General features: G+C 72.1%; 15 protein-coding genes. 8 read left to right on the forward strand and 7 right to left on the reverse strand.

The window, feature by feature from the left end:
- Window positions 1-144 precede the first annotated feature (144 nt).
- The 3 genes from QP090_RS20350 to QP090_RS20360 all read left to right on the forward strand — a co-directional run bounded on the left by QP090_RS20350 (window position 145) and on the right by QP090_RS20360 (window position 1978).
- A complete protein-coding gene (locus tag QP090_RS20350) occupies window positions 145-960 on the forward strand; it encodes an SAM-dependent methyltransferase (protein ID WP_285940693.1) in 816 nt (271 codons plus the stop codon).
- A gap of 162 nt (window positions 961-1122) precedes the next feature.
- Window positions 1123-1644 carry a hypothetical protein gene (locus QP090_RS20355; protein WP_285940694.1) on the forward strand — a complete coding sequence of 174 codons (522 nt, stop codon included), beginning with the start codon at window positions 1123-1125 and terminating at the stop codon, window positions 1642-1644.
- A gap of 127 nt (window positions 1645-1771) precedes the next feature.
- Window positions 1772-1978, forward strand: coding sequence for a DUF5999 family protein (locus QP090_RS20360; RefSeq protein WP_432763059.1), 207 nt, complete (start codon window positions 1772-1774; stop codon window positions 1976-1978).
- A gap of 12 nt (window positions 1979-1990) precedes the next feature.
- Here QP090_RS20360 and QP090_RS20365 read toward each other — a convergent pair whose 3' ends face one another.
- Entirely contained in the window at window positions 1991-2662 is a 672-nt protein-coding gene (locus QP090_RS20365; RefSeq protein ID WP_285940695.1) for a YdcF family protein, read from the reverse strand.
- A gap of 196 nt (window positions 2663-2858) precedes the next feature.
- Here QP090_RS20365 and QP090_RS20370 point away from each other — a divergent pair, with 196 nt between their 5' ends.
- Both QP090_RS20370 and QP090_RS20375 read left to right on the forward strand, forming a co-directional pair.
- Window positions 2859-3119 carry a hypothetical protein gene (locus QP090_RS20370; RefSeq protein WP_285940696.1) on the forward strand — a complete coding sequence of 87 codons (261 nt, stop codon included), beginning with the start codon at window positions 2859-2861 and terminating at the stop codon, window positions 3117-3119.
- An 82-nt stretch (window positions 3120-3201) separates the two neighbouring features.
- Window positions 3202-4086 (forward strand): phosphorothioated DNA-binding restriction endonuclease, encoded by an 885-nt coding sequence (locus QP090_RS20375; protein ID WP_285940697.1) that lies wholly within the window; start codon window positions 3202-3204, stop codon window positions 4084-4086.
- 9 nt (window positions 4087-4095) lie between these two features.
- Here the strand turns inward: QP090_RS20375 and QP090_RS20380 are convergent, their stop codons facing one another.
- The 3 genes from QP090_RS20380 to QP090_RS20390 all read right to left on the reverse strand — a co-directional run bounded on the left by QP090_RS20380 (window position 4096) and on the right by QP090_RS20390 (window position 6362).
- Window positions 4096-4923 carry a nuclease-related domain-containing protein gene (locus tag QP090_RS20380; protein ID WP_285940698.1) on the reverse strand — a complete coding sequence of 276 codons (828 nt, stop codon included), beginning with the start codon at window positions 4921-4923 and terminating at the stop codon, window positions 4096-4098.
- Window positions 4924-5006: 83 nt separating this feature from the next.
- Window positions 5007-5828, reverse strand: coding sequence for an SGNH/GDSL hydrolase family protein (locus QP090_RS20385; RefSeq protein ID WP_285940699.1), 822 nt, complete (start codon window positions 5826-5828; stop codon window positions 5007-5009).
- A 333-nt stretch (window positions 5829-6161) separates the two neighbouring features.
- Window positions 6162-6362 carry a hypothetical protein gene (locus tag QP090_RS20390; RefSeq protein WP_285940700.1) on the reverse strand — a complete coding sequence of 67 codons (201 nt, stop codon included), beginning with the start codon at window positions 6360-6362 and terminating at the stop codon, window positions 6162-6164.
- 694 nt (window positions 6363-7056) lie between these two features.
- Here QP090_RS20390 and QP090_RS20395 point away from each other — a divergent pair.
- The 3 genes from QP090_RS20395 (at window position 7057) to QP090_RS20405 (ending at window position 8702) form a co-directional block, all read left to right on the forward strand.
- Window positions 7057-7329, forward strand: coding sequence for a hypothetical protein (locus QP090_RS20395; RefSeq protein WP_285940701.1), 273 nt, complete (start codon window positions 7057-7059; stop codon window positions 7327-7329).
- Window positions 7322-7927, forward strand: a complete 606-nt coding sequence (locus tag QP090_RS20400) for a DUF6879 family protein (RefSeq protein WP_285940702.1) — start codon at window positions 7322-7324, stop codon at window positions 7925-7927. Before QP090_RS20395 ends, QP090_RS20400 begins: the two co-directional genes overlap by 8 nt.
- Window positions 7928-8003: 76 nt before the next feature.
- Entirely contained in the window at window positions 8004-8702 is a 699-nt protein-coding gene (locus QP090_RS20405; protein ID WP_285940703.1) for a DUF6082 family protein, read from the forward strand.
- Window positions 8703-8745: 43 nt separating this feature from the next.
- On the opposite strand, the gene QP090_RS20410 is transcribed toward QP090_RS20405, so the two are convergent.
- The 3 genes from QP090_RS20410 to QP090_RS20420 all read right to left on the reverse strand — a co-directional run bounded on the left by QP090_RS20410 (window position 8746) and on the right by QP090_RS20420 (window position 17897).
- Window positions 8746-10791: an MBL fold metallo-hydrolase gene (locus tag QP090_RS20410; RefSeq protein ID WP_285940704.1), complete on the reverse strand. Its 2046-nt coding sequence runs from the start codon at window positions 10789-10791 to the stop codon at window positions 8746-8748.
- Complete coding sequence (locus tag QP090_RS20415; RefSeq protein ID WP_285940705.1) at window positions 10788-16745, reverse strand: hypothetical protein; 5958 nt, start codon at window positions 16743-16745, stop codon at window positions 10788-10790. The genes QP090_RS20410 and QP090_RS20415 overlap by 4 nt, the downstream gene beginning before the upstream one ends.
- Before the next feature lie 234 nt (window positions 16746-16979).
- Window positions 16980-17897, reverse strand: a complete 918-nt coding sequence (locus QP090_RS20420; protein ID WP_285940706.1) for a serine/threonine-protein kinase — start codon at window positions 17895-17897, stop codon at window positions 16980-16982.
- Between the last annotated feature and the right edge of the window lie 33 nt (window positions 17898-17930).

Raw genomic sequence — 17930 nt, forward strand, 5'->3', positions numbered from 1 at the left:
CGGCCGCGCACCCCATCCGGACCCTGCGGAAAACCGCACCCTGGGCGCGAAAACCCCTACCGCATAAGGCGAATCGCCTTAATCTTGTGGTCCCCCAGACCCAGCCGGCACTCCCCGCCGGCGGTACCTAAGGAGCGGGCACACGTGGACCACGACGTTCCGGAGAACGCACCGCCCGGCATCGACACCTCCACCCCGAGCTTCGCCCGCGTGTACGACTACTTCCTCGGCGGGAAGGACAACTTCGCCGTCGACCGCGAGGTCGCCGACATGGTGATGGGGCTCGTCCCCGAGGCCCCGGTCGTCGCGCAGGGCAACCGCGTCGCGATCGAGCGCGCAGTGACCTACCTGGCGGGAGAGGCGGGCGTCACGCAGTTCATCGACATCGGCTCGGGCCTGCCCACCTCCAGCAACGTGCACCAGTTCGCGCGCGCCGCCGCCCCCGGCTCGCGCGTGGTGTACGTGGACAACGACCCGATCGTGCTGGCGCACGGCAGGGCGCTGCTCACCGAGACCGGCGTCGCCACCTTCATCCAGGGTGACCTGCACGAGCCGGAGAAGATCTTCAACGACCCGGCGCTGGACGGGCTGCTCGACCTCGGCCGCCCGGTGGGCGTCATCCTCGCCGCGATCGTCCACCACGTCCCGGACGAGCGGGACCCGGGATCGGTGGTCCGCGGGCTGCTCCCGTTCCTGCCGCCCGGCAGCCATGTCATGCTCACCCACCTGCACGACGCGGGCGACGACCCGCGGGTGGAGGAGGCCAAGCACATCCTCCAGTCCGGGCTCGGCGGGTCCTACTTCCGGCACTCGTCGGAGATCGAGGGCTTCATGGACGGTCTCACGATCCTCGAACCGGGGGTGGCGCACGTGACCGCGTGGCGCCCGGACGGCCCGGCCGGGCCCCTGGAGCACCCGCTGCACAGCCAGATGGTGGCGGTCCTCGGCCGGAAGGACTGATCTCGGCGGGGGTTTCGGTCATCGCGCGCGCCGCGGCGGAAGTGAAGATTCTTTTCTGATCGACTTTTCGGTAAAGAGCCTTTCTTGTAGCGTTCGCAGCGTTTTGTGAAGCGAATTCATGATCGGACACCCTCCCAGCAAGATCATGAAAGGACCCCGCGAATGCCCACGGCGACTGGCCTGGCCGCGGCCGCGCTCCTCGGACTGCTGACGCTGCTCGCCGCCGCGCGGCACGGGGCGCGGCGCCGCCCCGGCCCGAACGGCGGGCCCGCTCCCGAACCGGACGGGCACCCCGAGTCCCTGACCGCCGTACTGGAGTCCGGGGCCGAGGAGTACCTGGCCTGGCTGGCCGACCACCACTGGCCCGGGGACGAGTACCTCGACCTCGAACAGGACTGGCTGCACGAGTTCGACCTGGCCGGGATCCCGGACCCGGCCGACTCCCCGCTCTGCCCGCAGTGCGGCCTGCGCCGCGAGGACGTGTGGCCCTGCCCGCAGTGCGGCCGGCTGCTGCACTCGTCCTGCGGGCACGGCATGCGCCGCAGGCGGGTCGACCGCCCCTACCGGACGCACGGCAGCAACCCCGAGGCGGTCATCGCCGAGTGGCTCTGCACCGGCTGCACCTCGGTGGTCGGACTCGACGTCGACCACGGCGACGAGGCGGACGGAGGGCTCCTGCACTGAGTCACGCGGGGGCAAATTCGGCGATCTTCCCAGGCCGCTTGGGTAAAGAATCCGCTACTTACTTGCATATTTCGGTCACTTGAGCGCAGGCTGGTATATGTCCTAAATAAGGACAGTGGAGGTTCCCGTGATCACTCAGCCCGCACCGGTCTGCGTCCACCGGCCTCCCTGCCCCGCCCCCGACGGACGGGACCGGGAGGCGGCCCGCACCGTGGCCAGCCACCCCGAGCAAGGGTGGAGCCTGCTCTGCAACGGCATCGTCGTCTTCGACGACACCGGCGAGCTGCTGCCCGACGGCCGCGCCATCGCCCCCCACCGCCCGACCGCGGTCTGAGCGGTCCCGCCCTCAGCGTCCGGCGGGACGCGCCGCGCCACCGGGGCGTCCGATCACGTACCGGTCGAAGCCGAGCCGGGCGAGCTCCTCGTGGGCCGCCCACGCCGCCTCGGGGACGGGCATCGGGACCTGGAAGCCGCGCTCCGCGTACACCCGCATCCGCTGCAGGTCGCCCACCATCAGCTCGATGAAGCGCCGCTCGTCCTCCCCGCCGAGGTAGGAGTCGTACCCGAGCTCGGGCGCCGCCGCCAGCCACTCGACCCCGGGCCACTGGCGGCGCGCGGTCGCCAGGGCCCGGCGGGTCATGTACGGCTTGGCCACCAGGATCCCGCGACCCACCGCGACGCCCCGCGCGTCCAGCAGCGCCCGGGTCGCGGTGATGTTCTCGCCGGTGTTGGCGGCCGTCTCCTCCAGCAGCAGCGCCTCTTCGGGGACGCCGTGCCCGCGGGCGACCCGGGCGAACGCAAGCGCCTCGGTCTCGGCCCACGCCGAGGTGATCTTGCCGTGGCCGCCGGACACCACCAGCAGCGGCGCCCGGCCCTCATGCCACAGCCGCGCGGCGTGCACCGCGACCCGGGTGTCGTGGCAGCCGAGCGCGAGGATCACGTCGGCGGTGTCCAGGGGCGTCAGGAGGACGAGGTGGTCCCACACGATCCGCGCCAGCTCCCGCGCCCGCCCGTCCACGCCGGCGTCCGTGCCCGCACCTGCGGGGGCGTCCGCGCCCGCAGGCCAACTCCGGTGAAATTCCACGGAATCACTCTCCCTGGCGTGCGGCATGTCGCGCTCCCGCCCGATCGATCCGTCTAGTAGCGTTCAACTGTTTTGCTCCTTACACAATGATTGCGCACGCTAGGACACGATCGCGGAAGGACGCCGTGGTGTGATCACAGCACTGGTCGTCGCCTCACTGGCAGCTCTGCTCGGCCTCGCGCTGCCGCGCCTGCTGCGGCCGACGCCGCCCCCCTGCGCGGGCGAGGACGGCGGGAGCGGTCATCCCGAATCGATGACCGCCGAGCTGGACCCCTGGGACGAGGAGTACCTCGCCTGGCTCGCCGACGCCCTCTGGCCCGAGGACGAGTACCTCGAACCCGAGCGCTCCCCCGACGGCGAGGGAGAGGCCGGCGGCAGCGTCTGCCGTTAGACGGGCGTGTTCCAAAGCCCGGCCCGCCGTCCTCGCCTGGCGACCCGGACGGCGACCGCACTCGGGGCGCTAGGCTGCCGCCGTGGACTGGGTGGAGCGGGTACTCGGCATCCGCCAGTACGAGCGGCATGGGGAGCGGGCCCCGCACAAGCCCCTGCTGCTCCTGCACGCACTCGGCCGGTTCCAGCGCGACGGTGCCGGGCCGATTCCGTTCTCGGCCGCCGAGACGCCCCTGCGGCGCCTGCTCCACGAGTTCGGCCCGCCGCGCGCGACCAGCCCGGGGTACCCGTTCCACCACCTGGCCAATGACGACCTGATCTGGGTGGTGGAGACGCCGGCCGGCCCCGGGAGCCCCGGATCCGGCCTGACCGCCCTGCGCGAGCCCGGCGTCCAGGGACGGCTGCACCCCGACCTCGCCGTGGCCCTCGCCGAACGACCCGGCCTGCTGACGCAGATCGCGCGGGCGCTGCTGGACGCCAACTTCGAGCCGTCCCTGCACGGCGACATCTGCCAGGAGGCCGGGCTCGATCTGGACGGCGCCGCGCTCCCCTCCCCCGTGCTGCCCGCCCGCGACCCCGCGTTCCGTCTCGCGGTCCTGGAGGCGTACGAGTTCAGTTGCGCCTTCTGCGACTACGACGGCCTGCTGGACGGCGTCGCGGTGAGGCTGGACGCGGCGCATCTGCGCTGGCGCGCGTACGGCGGCCCGGACGACCTCGTCAACGGCCTGTGCCTGTGCGCCCTGCACCACCGGCTGCTCGACCGCGGCGTGATGGGCCTGACCCGTGACCGCACGGTCACCGTCTCCCGCAAGTTCATGGGCCGCGGCCAGGCGGCCCGTTCGCTGGTGCAGGCGCTGTCAGGCCGTCCCGTCCGCGCTCCCCAGCCCGGCCTGCCGGGCGTCGAGCCGGAGCACATCGACTGGCACACCGCCCAGGTCTTCCGCACTCCCGCGCGCACCGCGGCCTGACGGGCGCGGTCACGTCCGCCAGGTGGCGGGCGTCCGCGCCACCTCGTACACCCCGGCGACCTGGTCGGGCGCGAGCACGGTCCCGCGGCGCGCCAGCCAGCGCCGCAGCGCCCTCACGTCCTTCAGGACGGCGACGTCCTTCGGTCCCCCGCCGCGCACGGTGAACCCCTTCGCGCCGACGAACACGATGACCGGCTGGACCGGGACGTGCCGCCCGTGCGCCCGGCCCAGCAGCGAGCGGGCCCGTTTGGCCTCGAACCGGGAGTTGCGCAGGTAGTCGACCTTCGTCCCACTCACCATCATGCCGTTCTCGGCCACCCACACCGTGCCGCGGGTGGCCTTGGTGTTGACCGTCACGACCCCGAACGGGCCGATCAGCACATGGTCGATGTCGGCGCCGTTGCGTCCGACCGGGACCGCGTGCAGCACATGCCAGCCCCGCTTGCCCGCCCACCGGTCGAGCCTCCTGCCGATGGCCCGCTCCCCCTTGGCCCCGAACGCGAAGTCGCGCGCCTCCGTGCGGACGCCGAAGAGCCCGGCGATCCTCGTCCGCCAGCTCCGCAGCTCAACGGAACGCGCCTGCGCGGCGGCCCCCGCCCGGTTGCCGGCCAGGTCTCCGTCCACCCTCCGGGGCTCCGGAACGGCCGCCTTGACCTCCTCGCCCAGCCGCGCGCACTCGGACCGGACGGTCTCCCAGAAGAGCGCACCGTCGGCGGGGGTCTCGATCTCGTGCGCGCCCGTTCGGACGTCGTACCAGCCGACCTTCACCTCACCCCGCGCCAGGTACAGCCGGAGGTTCCCGTAACGCCGCCAGACCCGCACCTCGAGATCACTCACCCGCGCCCCTCACCGATCGCCGAACGGCCACGGTAGGGGGCGCTCCGGCCCGCCGTCACCGGCGGGCCGGACCTGGACGCCCGTCAGGAGTCGCGCTTGAGCGCCAGCGACCGCTTGGTCGACCCGGTGAACGCGGGCAGGTAGCCCTTGGCGTGCCCGAGCGCGGTCGGGTGGTAGGACGAGCCGATCGGGATCGTCACCGCGTTCAGCCAGCCCTGCCCGGAGCACAGCTCGTGCCCGGCGAACTCGTCCCGCACGTCCGAGAACGTGAACCCGGCCCGTCCCGCCGCCTTGGAGACGCTGGTGTCGAGCGCGTCGGCGGCTCCGTTCAGCGCGGTCCGCTTGGCTTGGCTCAGCCCCACGCAGCCGCTGACGATCTTGTAGAGCCGCGGATACCCCAGCACGACCACGCGCGCCTGCGGCGCCCTGGACCGGATCGCCGAATAGAGCGAGTCGAGCCGGCCGGGCAGCGTCTTGTCCATGTAGCCCTTGGCGTTCGCCACGGCGCTCTGGCAGGACGCGGCGGAGTCCAGCACGCACGTCTGCATGACCGTGCCGAAGCCCGCGTCATTCCCGCCCGCCGTCAGGCTGACGAGCGTGGTGGAGCCCCCCAGCGCCCCGAGCTGCCCGCTCTTGATGGTCGCGGTGGTCGCCCCCGAGCAGGCGACGAACTTGAACGACTCCGTGCTGTGCGCGGCGGCCCAGAGCTTCGGATAGGCGTTGGCGCTGCGGTTGCAGCCACCGCTGGCGGGATCGTAGCTCCCCGCCCCCGTCCCGGAGGAGTACGAGTCCCCGAGGGCGGCGTAGTGGACCCCGGCCGCCGAAGCGGACCCGGCGAAGACGATGGACCCGGCGGCGAAGGCCAGAGCGCCGACGGCGCTCAGGCAGGGGAGGGAAAGGCGCATCAGCACTCCGGATGACGTACCGAATTATGTCAGGCCGCTTATACCCAGATCATCATCGCGGGAAGCCTTATCAATTCCCGAGCATTTTGTCACCTTTAGCCGTTGCCCCGAGCCGCCGCCCAGCTGATCATCTCCCCGGCCACCGCACCCCGGAACACCCCTGCTCCGACCAGGAACACCCTGCCGCAGATCAGGCATTACCGACCGGCACTTCCCAATACGGCCACCTCTGTCACCGGCACGATGAGAAATCCTCTCCAGGCGGTCACCGAAGGACGATGGGGCCATACCGGATTCCACCGGTCACCCACGTCGACCGACCTGCCGGGGCCTTCAGTGCCCGAGGATCACAAAAACGACACCCGCGACGACATGGGCGAGGACGGTCACCACGATCAGCGCGACGAGGAGGTACTTGGCCGTCGGATGATCGAACTGGGAGCCGGCGCGCGTGCGCTGCTCCGACCGGTCCTGCGCCTGCTCCTCCAGAGCCTCCAGGGAGGGCAGGAAGGACGGCCGCTTCAACGCGGGCATCAGGGCCTCCTCATCACGGGTCTGGACGGTCGCGTTCAGTGTGTCCCTCCATCAATAGCCGACCCCTCCATGTAAGCGAGCCGCTGCCCTACGTGATCTGGGCGACACCACGACACCCGTCGCCCCAGCGCCAGGGCCGCCGAGAACCTTGAACAGGGCGTCGCCACAGCAGGCCACCCGGCATCGTGGGCCCGCCGCCGTACGACGTCAGCACTCCGGACGGCGTACCGATTCATGACAGGCCACTGATATCCGGATCATCACCACGGGAAGCGTTGTCAATTCCCGAGCATTCTCGGGCCTTGTCACGGCCTCACCCTGATGAGAATCTCATTTTCGTACCCAGGCAGTGACATCGCGGTGATGACCGTGGACGCCCTCCTCGCCCGCCGGACACGTCGCCTACCCGAGGCACCTCCCACCCACTCCAACTACGTCGACACGCCCCGCCACCAGCACCGGGACCACCAGAGCACCCCTTCCGGCACATCCACTCATTACCCAGGTCTCGACAATTCCAGCACACGTCCACACAACACAGAATTTCCCCTCAGAACGACATCAATATCATGAGCACTTTTCGGTATCCAGCATCCCGGCGGGTGGAAGCGATCACAGCGCCGGGAGTTCTTGCCGCACTCGACCCCCCATGAAATAATTGACAAAATAGGCGAGGCGAGACCAGGAGGCGGCGATGGCACACCGGCCATGGGCGGCGGACGGAACGGCGGGGTTCAAGCAGCGGCTCGGCAAGTCCGCTCTCGAACTGGGGAACACCAATGCCAGCCCCACCTGCCCGGACATCTGGGAGATGGACAACGGCGACATCGCGTTCATCGGCCGCGATCTGACCGCGAACTACGCCAGGCACCTTCCGCCGGGCGTGTCGATAGGCGAGAACGAGCGCCTGGTCGTCCTGCCCCGCAACATGATCGTCGCCGCCAAGGCGGACTTCCCCGATGCTTGAGCAGGTGCGCGAGCTGCCCGCCGCCGACCTGGACGCGCAGGAGTACCTCGACGACTTCTGGCGCCATTCCGAGCAGATCGACGACCTGTGGAAGCTGGAGCGCATCCAGAGTTTCCAGGAGCCGGACGAGCCGAGCTGGGTCTCCATGATGAACGGCGACTGGGACCGCGCCCTGGCCCTGATCGAGGAGAAGCGCGCCGCCTCCAAGCACCACGTGTCCGTCGCCGACGGCATCGACAACCGGCGCGTCCGGGTCACCGAACTGCCGGTGACCCCCTACCTGCAATGGGAGATGCACGTCCTGCGGATCTGGGCCGAGACCGGCGCCCAGGACATCAGGGTGATCGACCAGAGCGGCGTCGGCGCGCTGGAGGCGGACGGCCCCCTGCCCGAGGTCGTCATCCTCGGCAGCAGCGTGATGTACGAGACGCTGTACGACGCCACGGGCACGCACTCGGGCGGACGGCGCATCGACGACCCGGACGTGATCGCCGCCTGCCGGAACGACCTCGCCGGTCTGTACAACACCGCCGAGGACATGTTCTCTTACTTCGAACGGGAGATAGCCCCGCTGCCGCCACCGGACGTCGGCCCCTGACGGGAGGACGATCCTGACCACGCGACTCCGGACGATCAGGCGCGCCGTCACCGGCGGCGCGTCCCATCGCACGACCGTGGCGGTTCTGCTGCTCCTGGTGATCGTGCTCGTCTGCGGCCTGGTCGCCGTCTCCCCCTTCGCGCTCGGCACCCTCAGCTCCAGGTCCGGCGACTGGGAGGAGCTGAGCTGGATCGGCCAGACCTACGGGGCCGCCTCGGCGCTGCTCGCGGTACTCGCCCTGATCGGCGTGGCGGTCTCGCTGTTCATGCAGGCGCACGAGGCCAAGGCGGCCCGCGAGCAAGGACTGCGCGCCGTCCACACCGACCTGCTCCAGATGGCGATGGACGACCCGCTCTACCGCGGCTGCTGGGGCCCGTTCTTCGCCTCCGGCAACGTCGACGGCCAGCGCGAGCACATGTACGTCAACCTGATCATCTCCAACTGGCAGATGCGGTACGAGCTGCGCGCCATCAGCGAGGAGCACCTCCGCGCCACCGCGCACATCGTCTTCTCCGGCGAACCGGGACGCCGCTTCTGGGCCGAGGGCCGCGACCTGCGCCTGCGCGCCGCCGGGGGCCGCCGCGAACGCCGGTTCCTGCACCTCCTCGACGAGGAGTACGAGCACGCGCTCCGGGAACCCGCCCGTCCCCCCGCTCCGGCCCGTCCACCACGCAGCCCCCGCCGCAGACCGCCCTGGACGCTCCTCGCCTTCGCAGCCGCCGGCCTCGCCGCGGCCGCCCCCTTCCTACGCCGCCTCCGGTCCCGCCACGACTGAACAACACCTCCGCGCCCGGTCACGATGAGGTCGGCGGTCACGCTCACGGTGAGCGCCAGAGGGCGGTCTCCGCGGTCCGGTGATCACGGACGCGCAGGACCTCGCGGAACCTGCGCTGCCGCCGGGGCAGACCGTGGACCAGCATCACCTGGCGCGCGCCGACCTCGTCGGCGATGTCGAGCAGGCCGCGGCGGTCGGCGTGGGCGGAGAGGCGCATCGATTCGACCCTGGCCCGGACCGGGACGTCGACCTCCCGATCCCGGTCCATGAGGGTGAACTCGCCGCCCTCCTTACCGAGGCGGCTCAAGGCCGCGCCGGGCGACTCCTCGTCCTGGTAGCCGGAGATGAACAGGGCGCTTCCGCGCTCGGGCAGGATGCGCGAGGCCCATTGGACGGCGGGCCCGCCGTTCAGCATCCCCGAGGTGGTGATGACGACACCGGTGCGGAAGGTGTCCAGCTCGGTCGGACGATCGGCGACGGCGACGGCACCGCCGAAGACCGTCAGAGGGCGGGGACCGCCGGCGGTCACCGTCTCGAACACAGTGCTGAGGTCCACCGCCATCCCGTCGACGCGCACCGGCACATCCGGGAGGTGGCGGCGCATCAGGAGGGCGACCTCCTGTGCCCTGCCCAGGGCGAACGCGGGGATGAGGACCCGGCCGCCTCCCTGGCAGACCTCCTGAACGGATCGGACGAGGTCGCCCACCCGTACGTCCCGGTCGTCGTGGGTCTCGCCACAGCAGGTCGTCTCGAGGACCAGCAGGTCGGCCTCCCGCGCCGATTCCGGAACAGCGTGGCCGTCGACGGTCTCCTGCCGGAATCCGGAGATGTCGCCGGTGATGACGACCCGGTGGTCTCCCGCCCGGACCACCACCCCGGCCGCCCCGAGGATGTGCCCCGCGGGGAAGAGTTCGATAGTCATCTCGCCGATACGGCGCGGGACTCCGAACGGGATCTCCTCGCACCGCCGGGCGGCCGCGCCGACCTCCAGCGGCTCGTACGCGGCGGTGACGTCGCCGCCCCATCGGGCCGCCTGCCGGGTCCGTTGCCGCATGATCTTGGCGGTGTCGCTCCACATCACCGGCATGATCCGCACAGTCTCGGCGGTGGCGAGAACCCGCAGGTCGGGGCGGAGCGCCGTCAGGGCGGGCACGTAGCCGCAGTGGTCGTTGTGCGCGTGGGTGATCACGACGCCGTGCAGCGGGCCGTCCAGGGCGCGTCCGATGCCTGGGGGCGGCAGGGACCGCTCCCCCGGCCGGAGGCCCGCGTCGACGAGGATCCTGGTGCCGCCCGCCTCGATCAGCAGGCAGGACCCGCCGATCTCAGTCCCGCCGCCGAGCGGGGTGACCCTGAGCTCCAGTTCGGCGGTGACCCTGGCCCGGGGCGCCGGTTCGACAACGGCGCGCAGGATGCGCAGGATCTCGGCCGGGGGCAGGCCGGCCGCCCGAGCGGAGGCGAGCAGGTGCTCGTTGTGCCCGGGCGCCGGGACGAGGTTGTGCGGGTCCCGGGCCGCCGCGTCATCCTCCGGGACCGGGGGCTGCTCCAGCGCCCTGAGCAGTGCGGAGGCCGCGGCCCGCGGCTCCTGCAACCTGCGCTCGGCGATGCCCAGCTGCTCGGTGATCTGCCCGGCGCGCTCCTCCAGGTCGGTCATGGCCGCTCTGGTGTCGTTCAGCAGCCGGAGCGCGTCGCGGGTGTCCTTCCGGGCGTACTCCAGCCGCCCCTGTGCGGTGCTGAGCCGCTTCTTGAGGTCGGCGATCGTTCGCTCCGCCCTCTCCGCCGCCCGGTCCCGTGGCGGGACGGTGCCGGGGACGAGGGTCGTCTGGGCCGCTCGGGCCACGGCGTCGTCCTCGTGCAGGAGGAGAGCGGCGAGCGTCCGCGTCCGTTCCGCCGGCCGTGTGTCCTCCAGAACCGTCGCCGCGCGGATTCGCAGTCCCCGGGACCGGAGCATGGCCCGCAGCAGGAACGGGGCCTGCTCTCGCGCCAGGGTCTCGGGGGTGCCCGGGAGGTTCGCGGCGCCGGGCCGGGAGCGCACGACTTCGGCGACGGCCACCAGGACGGGAGTGAGAGCCGCCCGGTCGCCGCCGGTCACAGGGTCTTCGCCATGTGGCGGGTCGCCTCGGCGAGCACCGGCTCGCACGCCATCCTGCCCTCGTCCGGTACCAGCGCGCCGAGCATCCGCAGGGCCTCGACGAGGTCGGCGGTGCTGGCGTAGCCCAGCGCCTCCAGCGACGACGGGGCGAGTTCGGCGGCGGAGTCCTCCGCGTGCATGTCGAGGAGGACCGCGAGGTTGTCGGGGGTGTCCGCGTCGTCCTCGTCGACCAGCACCCGCCAGGCGGCGGCCAGGGCGGCATCGGCGAGGACCCCGGTGGACCGGACGAACTCGGCGGGCGCCCCGAGCAGCTGGTCGCGGCAGTGGTCGAGGGCCTGGTCCCGGTTCCCGCCGTGCTCGGCGAGCCGGTGCACGACCTGGCCGATCAGCGTCGGCCAGCCACCCGTGCGGGCGAGCAGCGCGTCCTGGCCCGCCTCGTCGGGGAATCCCTGGGAGTCCTCCGACATCCACTGGCGGATGGCGGGGGCCTCGAATCGGCGGAGCTGGAGCAGCTCCACCGAGTCCAGCTCCGCCGCCTTCACCCACTCGGGGGCCAGCCGGGCGGTGGTGACCAGGACGACGGCGAGGGTGCCTCCGGTGTGCTCGGTGACGGCCTTGCCCGCCTCGGCGAGCCGGCGGGAGAAGTGGTGCGTGTTCCGGTGCTCGTCGACCACGATCACGGTGTGCCCGTTCCGGCGGGCATGGAGGAGGGCGCCCTCGAACGTCTGGACGTCGCGCGCGACCCGGTGGACCTTTAGGTTCGGCCGTTCGGTCTGCTCGGCCTCGATCGCAATGTGCACGCGGTCGGCGTGCAGGGCCGGGGACCCTGCCACGACGTAGACGGAGTTCTGGGGGCGGGCCAGCCGGGCGAGCTGCGCGCTGCTGAGCGGCGACCGCTCGGGACCGTCGCGGTAGACGCCGCGGTACGAGCCTGCGTCGAACCGGTCGGGAAGCTCGAACTCGTCGGCGTTGTCCAGGACCTTCTGGACGTCGTCGATGCCGCCGAGGAGGTTCAGGATGTGCGGAGTGCGGAGCCGGTACCGGTCGCGGTCCAGGCCGAGGACGCCGAGGTTGACGCATTCGTCGAGCAGGCCGCGGAAGTCGTCGCTGGGGCAGTTCGCGAATCCGGTCGCCCACCCGTTCAGGCACTGCTCCCAGAGCTCTCCGACGCTGAGCGTCTCGTCGGCGCCGGCGGCGAGCGCGTGCAGGGCCACCGTGTAGGCGATGACCTTGTAGCGCTTGTCCAGGTTGAGGGTCCATTCGAAACGGTCGCGGAACCCCCGGACGAGGGTCTTGTCGCGCCAGACGGCCTCGACGTCGTCACGGGTGATCTCGTACGGGAGGGTCCGCATGGTGAGCGGGTTCCGGCGCAGCCGGGTCAGCAGCTCCGCGGCGAAGAGCTGGACCAGCGCGGGGGCGTTGTTGGCCTCGGCGATCACCCGGGCGGCCAGCGTCTCGGGGAATCTGAACCCGAGTGCGGCCAGGGGCCGGACCAGCAGGTCGAAGGCATTCTGCGGGTCCAGCGGCCCGACCGCGACGGGCTGGCCGAGGTGGGCGAGCGGCTGGTTCGGCAGGCTCTCGAACCGGGCGGTCTGGTGGAGGCCGGCGAACACGACCTTGACCCGGCGGTCGGTCTCGCTCATCAGGTCGCGCAGGGCGGTGACGTTCTCGAACCCGTCCTTGGCGTCCTGGTTGAGGAACTGGTCGGCCTCGTCCAGCAGGATCAGCAGCTGGCGGCGCGGGTCCTCGCGAGCCCACGCCCGGACCGCCTCCCGCACCTGGTCGCGCTGCACGATGCCGGCCGGTATCACGCCGGCCTGCGCGAGCTTGTCGGCCAGCTTGGACCACAAGGCCTCCAGCCGGGTGGCCACCTTCCCGACGGTCTGGATGTTCTCCAGGATCACCGTCCGGCCCGGGTCGCTCCGCTGGATGTCGCGCTGCGCCTTGCGCAGCAGCGCCGACTTGCCGAGCTGGCGGCCACCGTAGACGAACGAGGAGCCGCTGCGCCCGGTGACCTCGCGGAGCTGGTCGTCGCGGCCGTAGAACATCTCGGCGGGCACGTCGCCGACGGGCGCGTACGGGTTGGTCGCGGTGAAGGGCGCGGTGAGCGCGACCGCGGCGGACCAGTCGGCCTCCGGCATACAGGCCAGATATCCGATCGCCGCGTCGTCGAGCACGGCGACGACGGGCGCCGTGCGGCGCCGTGCGGCGGCGGCGAGTTGCTGGCGTTCGCCCGCCGACAGGACGCCGAAGTAGCAAACGAGGATGGTCTGGTCCTCGGGCTGCCCCTTGAGCAGCTCGATCAGCTGCTGGGGGCCGGGCCGCCGCCACACCAGCACCAGCCGGAGCCGGTCGCCCGAGGGGCTCATCCTGGTCCCGAAGGCCGGCAGCGGTGTCTCGCCCACCCGGTGGTCGCCCACCAGGTCGATCCAGACGCGGTGCTGCTCCCGGGCCCCGTCGTGCTGCTCTCCCTCCAGTCCGATCATCCTGAGGATCGCGGTGGTCGCGGTGCGCAGGTTCCCGGCGGTCTTGGACCCGAGGCCGCAGGCCTTCCACTGCCGCAGTCCCTCCCGCGCCTCCTCGCGGCGGGCGTTCCGCAGCGCGGGGATCTTGATGAGGGCCCCGCTCAGCAGTGCCGACAGGTCGGGGTCGGTGACGTCACGGCCCCCTTCCAACGCCTTCATCAGCTCGGTGAGGATCTCGGGGGTGTCCTGCTTGCGCGCCCGGTTGCCGGCGCGGATGGCGAAGTCGGCGAAGGCACTGGGGAAGGCGGGGTAGAACCGCTCCAGGTGGCCGATGTCGGCGGCCACCTCCGGCAGCGGGTTGCCCGCCTCGATCTGGGCTACGAACTCGCGGGCGGTAATGAGGTCGCCCGCGTCGATCCGGCTGGTCACACGGTCGATGACCGCCTCGATCCGCGGGTTCTCGGCGGCCAGCGCGGCCACTCTGGCCCGTTCCTCCTCGATGTGGGCCCGGCGGTGTCCGCTCAGCAGGCTCGCCAGGTCGTCCAGCGCCCGGTCGACGCGGTCGAAGTCGAGCCGGTCGCCCGAGAGCGATCGGAGAGTCTCCTCCGCGCCCCGGACCTGGTCCTCGGTGAGCACGCCGTCGCGCACCCGTTCCGCGATCCGGTCGCGGATCTCCTCGATCCGCGCGTCGCGGGCCTGACGAGCGGCCCGGACATACTTGTCGCGGCGTTCGCGCAGGTCCGCGGCGGCCTTCGGATCCTCCCGTTCGAGGACGGCGATCACGGCGCGGGTGCCTTCGTGGTCGAGCCGTGCCGCCCGGTGCTCGAACGCGGCGGTCCAGTCGTCGGAGGCGGCGCGTGCGACCGGGACGAGCTGCTCGGCGGTGAGGCCGCCGGCGGGCTCGTAGGTGACGGGATCGAGGGTGACGCCCTCGGCCAGCAGCAGATGCCGGTTGAGCACGTGGGCGACGGGCGGCTCGGGCGTGCCGAGGGACGCGCCGTCGAGTAGGTCGAGCGCTTGGCCGAGCAGCGCGCGGGCCGCGTCCACCGCGGCGGCGAGTACGGGGTCGGACCCGGTGGCCAGCCCGCCGAGCGCGGCGTCGATCGCCGCGCGGCGGTCGCCGACCGCGTCCTGGAGCTGGCCGAGCGGCCCGAGCCTCCAGTCCTGCGCGCCGACGTCGATGCCGCCGGCGCCCGCCTCCTTGACCGCGACGGCCCAGCGGCCGACGGTCTCCAGCGCGCTCTCCACCTTCTTGACCAGCTGGGCGCGCGCACCGGCGATGATCTTCTTGCTCTTGTTCTTGCGGCGGACGGTGATCCGCGTCGAGGTCTCATCGATCAGCCGGTCGATCGCGTCGCCGGAGCGCAGGAGCATGCTCTCCTCCACGACGGCGTCCACCTCGGCCGGGTCGTCGCGCATCGCGATCACCAGCAGGCCGCCGATCGGGCCCTCCTCCTGCACCAGCGCCTTCCACACCTCGGTGGCGAACTGGTACTTGGTCTTGCGGTGCTGTCCCTCCTCCAGCAGGCGGGACGCCTCGCTCACGGCCTTCCTGCGGACCATCGCCGCCTCGGCCGAGCCGCGGATCCGGCCGGCCAGTCCGGGCCCGAGGTAGGCGCCGTTGCGTGCGGCACGAATGAACGCCGCTCCGCATTCGGCCAATTCCGCGGAGCCCGACACGCGGACGGTGAGTTCCTCCAGGAGCCTGGTGGACTCGGGGGTGGGGTGCACCAGGCTCGCGCGGACCGCCGCCGCCCAGGCCAGCAGGCCGCCCGGCAGATCGTCGGCGAGCACCTTGGCGTTCAGGGGCCGGGCCACCTCGGAGAACTCCGCGGACAGCGGCCCGGCGAAGGTGACCATCTTCCCTGCCAGCGCCGCGCATCGGCGGGCGCGTTCCTCGACCTCGGGCCGTCCGGCGGCGGTGCGGAGCCTGCCCGCCAGTCCGAAGCGTCCCGCCCGCAGGGCCGCCGCCTCGGCGTCCGCGATGTCCGGGGCGGAGGCCGTGGGCCTCGCGGCACCACTCGGCACGGGCTTGGGCGCCTCGGTCGCCACCGCCTGCAGCGGCGCGGGCGCGTCGGCCTTCGTGGCGCGCTCGGGGAGCGTCGTGGTCGCGGGCGTGTCCGTGAGCGGGGCCGCGGGGAACGACTCGTCGAGCATCACGTCCAGGTCGGCCAGGTCGTCGTCCTGGTCATCATCGCCAGCCGCTTCCTGGACGGGGGCCGGGGGCGGGGTCGGTTTCGGTTCGGGAGGCGGGGGTGGCGGCTCGGAGCCGTCCGCGGGGCCGGTCTCGTCCTCCGGGGGGATGCCGAGCTTGAGCCGACCGGTGAACGCGACGTTGACGAGCGGGCGCCACCGGACCGGAAGCCGCTCCCCGGCCCGCTCGGCGAGTTCGAGCGCACGGGGGAGCCCGTCGGGTGCGCCCATGACCTCGATCAGCTCGGCGAGGACGTCCAGGCCCTCGGTCTCTCCGTTCCGCGCGGCGTCTCGCACCTCGGAGAGGATCGCCGCCATGCTCTCGGGGCCCTCGACGCCGGTGAGCGCGAGCAGCCGGGCCGCCCGCCGGTCGGCTTCGCGGACGGTCTCCAGAGCCCCCGCGAGCGCGGCCAGATCGGCAGCCGGGCGCTCGCCGGGATCGATCGTCTCGGCCTGGGCGCGGGCCCGGTCGAACGCCGCGACCGTCTCGCGGATCCGGGCGAGGTCGTCATCGTCGGGACGGCGTTCGGCGCGCAGGCCGTCGGCGACCCGGCCGGCGGCGTCGGCGGCGTCGGGGAACCGGATCCTCAGCTCGGCGAGGGCGGAGGCGAGGTCGGGCGCTGTCGGGACGTCGCCGGCCGCGACGCCGGACGGGTCGGTGGTGGTCACGTTGTCCTCGTTCGTCGGGAGGCGGCGGGCGAGTTCGCACAGTTCGGCGGCGCCGATGGGTGTTGTGGGGAGTGCGGGGTGGCGGACGCGCAGGGCCACCCAGGCGGGTTCGACCGCGCCCGCCAGGCCACCCGGTTCCGCTGTGTCTGTCACCAGCAGCGCAAGCGCGACGGGGGCGAGCGGCAGGTCCAGCTCGATGACCGTGGCCAGGCACCAGCGGCGGATCGAGGTCGGGCACTCCCAGCGCAGGCAGGCCGACAGCGAGCCCGCCCGTGCGAGGGCGTCCTCGGCGGTGGCGGTGTGCAGCAGCGCGGCGCAGTCGGCGGCGTCCAGGGCCTCGGTGTTGCCGAAGCCGTGGACGATCACGCTGGTGAGGATGCCGCGCAGTGCGTCGCGCCGCTGCGAGGCTCCGTTCCGGAGGATGAGCAGCATCGCCTGCGCGGTGGTGGGCGAGATCCGCTTCGCGTCGGGGATCTTGACCTGGCGCAGCAGCTCGCGCCGGATCTTGGGTGGGCAGGTGTGCAGGACGGCGCGCAGTTCCGCCGCGGTGATCATGGTGAGCGCGGTGTCGGCGAGGCCGGTCAGGCCGGTGCCGCCCTCCAGGTCCGCCAGGTGCCCGAGCGGCACCGGCCCTTCGTGTGCCGTGCAACAGCCACGGCTCATCGCCACCTCCGAGTGCGGGGGGCTCCCGCCGATATGACCCACGGCGGGTCGCGTGATCAGCACCATATCCGGACAAGGTCACACATGCAATCAATCATCGAAATACGTGTTGATCGAATTCACAGCATTAGAATGTGGCCGTCGGCGCTGGGAGCAGGTTGCCGAACGGCGGGCGAAGCAGCGGGCGGACGGGTCCTGTCAGCCCGGTAGGGCGGCGACCGCCCGCGCGTACATGTGGACGGGGTCCGTCCCCGCGAGGGTGTGGAAGCCGGGCAGCGGCGGGAGGTCGCGGACGTACGGCAGGAGCGCGGCGAAGACCCGCCCGGCGCCCGCCGGACGGTCGGCGGGGTCCTTGGCGAGCAGGGTGAGGACGAGCCGTTCGACCGGCTCGGGGACGTCGTCGCGGACGAATGCCGGGGTCAGGGCGTCCTCCTCACGATGGCGGGCGATCTCCTCCACCGGCGACTCGTCCTGGAAGACGCGCCGTCCCGTGAGGAGCTCGTAGAGGATGCACCCGACCGAGTACAGGTCACCGCCGACGCCGGCCTTGGTGTGGCCATCGAGTTCGGGGGCCGCGTAGAGCAGGGACCCCGGGATGTCGCCGGGACGGGTGATCTCGGAGAACTCGGCGTACTCCAGCGCGGTCGCCACGCCGAAATCGAGGATCTTCACGGTGGTGTCGGGCGCCAGGACGACATTGGACGGAGTGAGGTCGCGGTGGATCAGGCCGGCCCGGTGCGCCGCGGCCAGCGCCGCGCACAGCTGGGCGCCGATCGCGGCCACCCACGGCACGGGGAGGGTGTCGGCGCCGCGTTCGGCGATCAGGTCGCGCAGGCTCACCGCGTCCGGGACCAGCTCCATGACGATGAACAGGTCACCCTCGCCCAGCTGCCCGAAGTCGTACAGGACGGGGACTCCCGGGTGCCGCAGCCGGGCGAGGACGCGCGCCTCCCGGTAGAAGCGGCGCCGGGCGTCGGCCGGGTCCCCGTTCGCGACGGGCCGGACGAGCTTGATGGCCACGTTCCGGTTGAGCCGGGTGTCGGTGCCCTCCCAGATCTCGCCCATGCCGCCGACGGCGAGCGGCGCCCGCCGCTCGTACCGATCCCCGATGCCCACCGTGCCCCGCCCCCGTCCCCAGCGCTGCGAACG

The organism is Actinomadura xylanilytica, from assembly GCF_030283145.1.
Lineage (GTDB): Bacteria > Actinomycetota > Actinomycetes > Streptosporangiales > Streptosporangiaceae > Spirillospora > Spirillospora xylanilytica.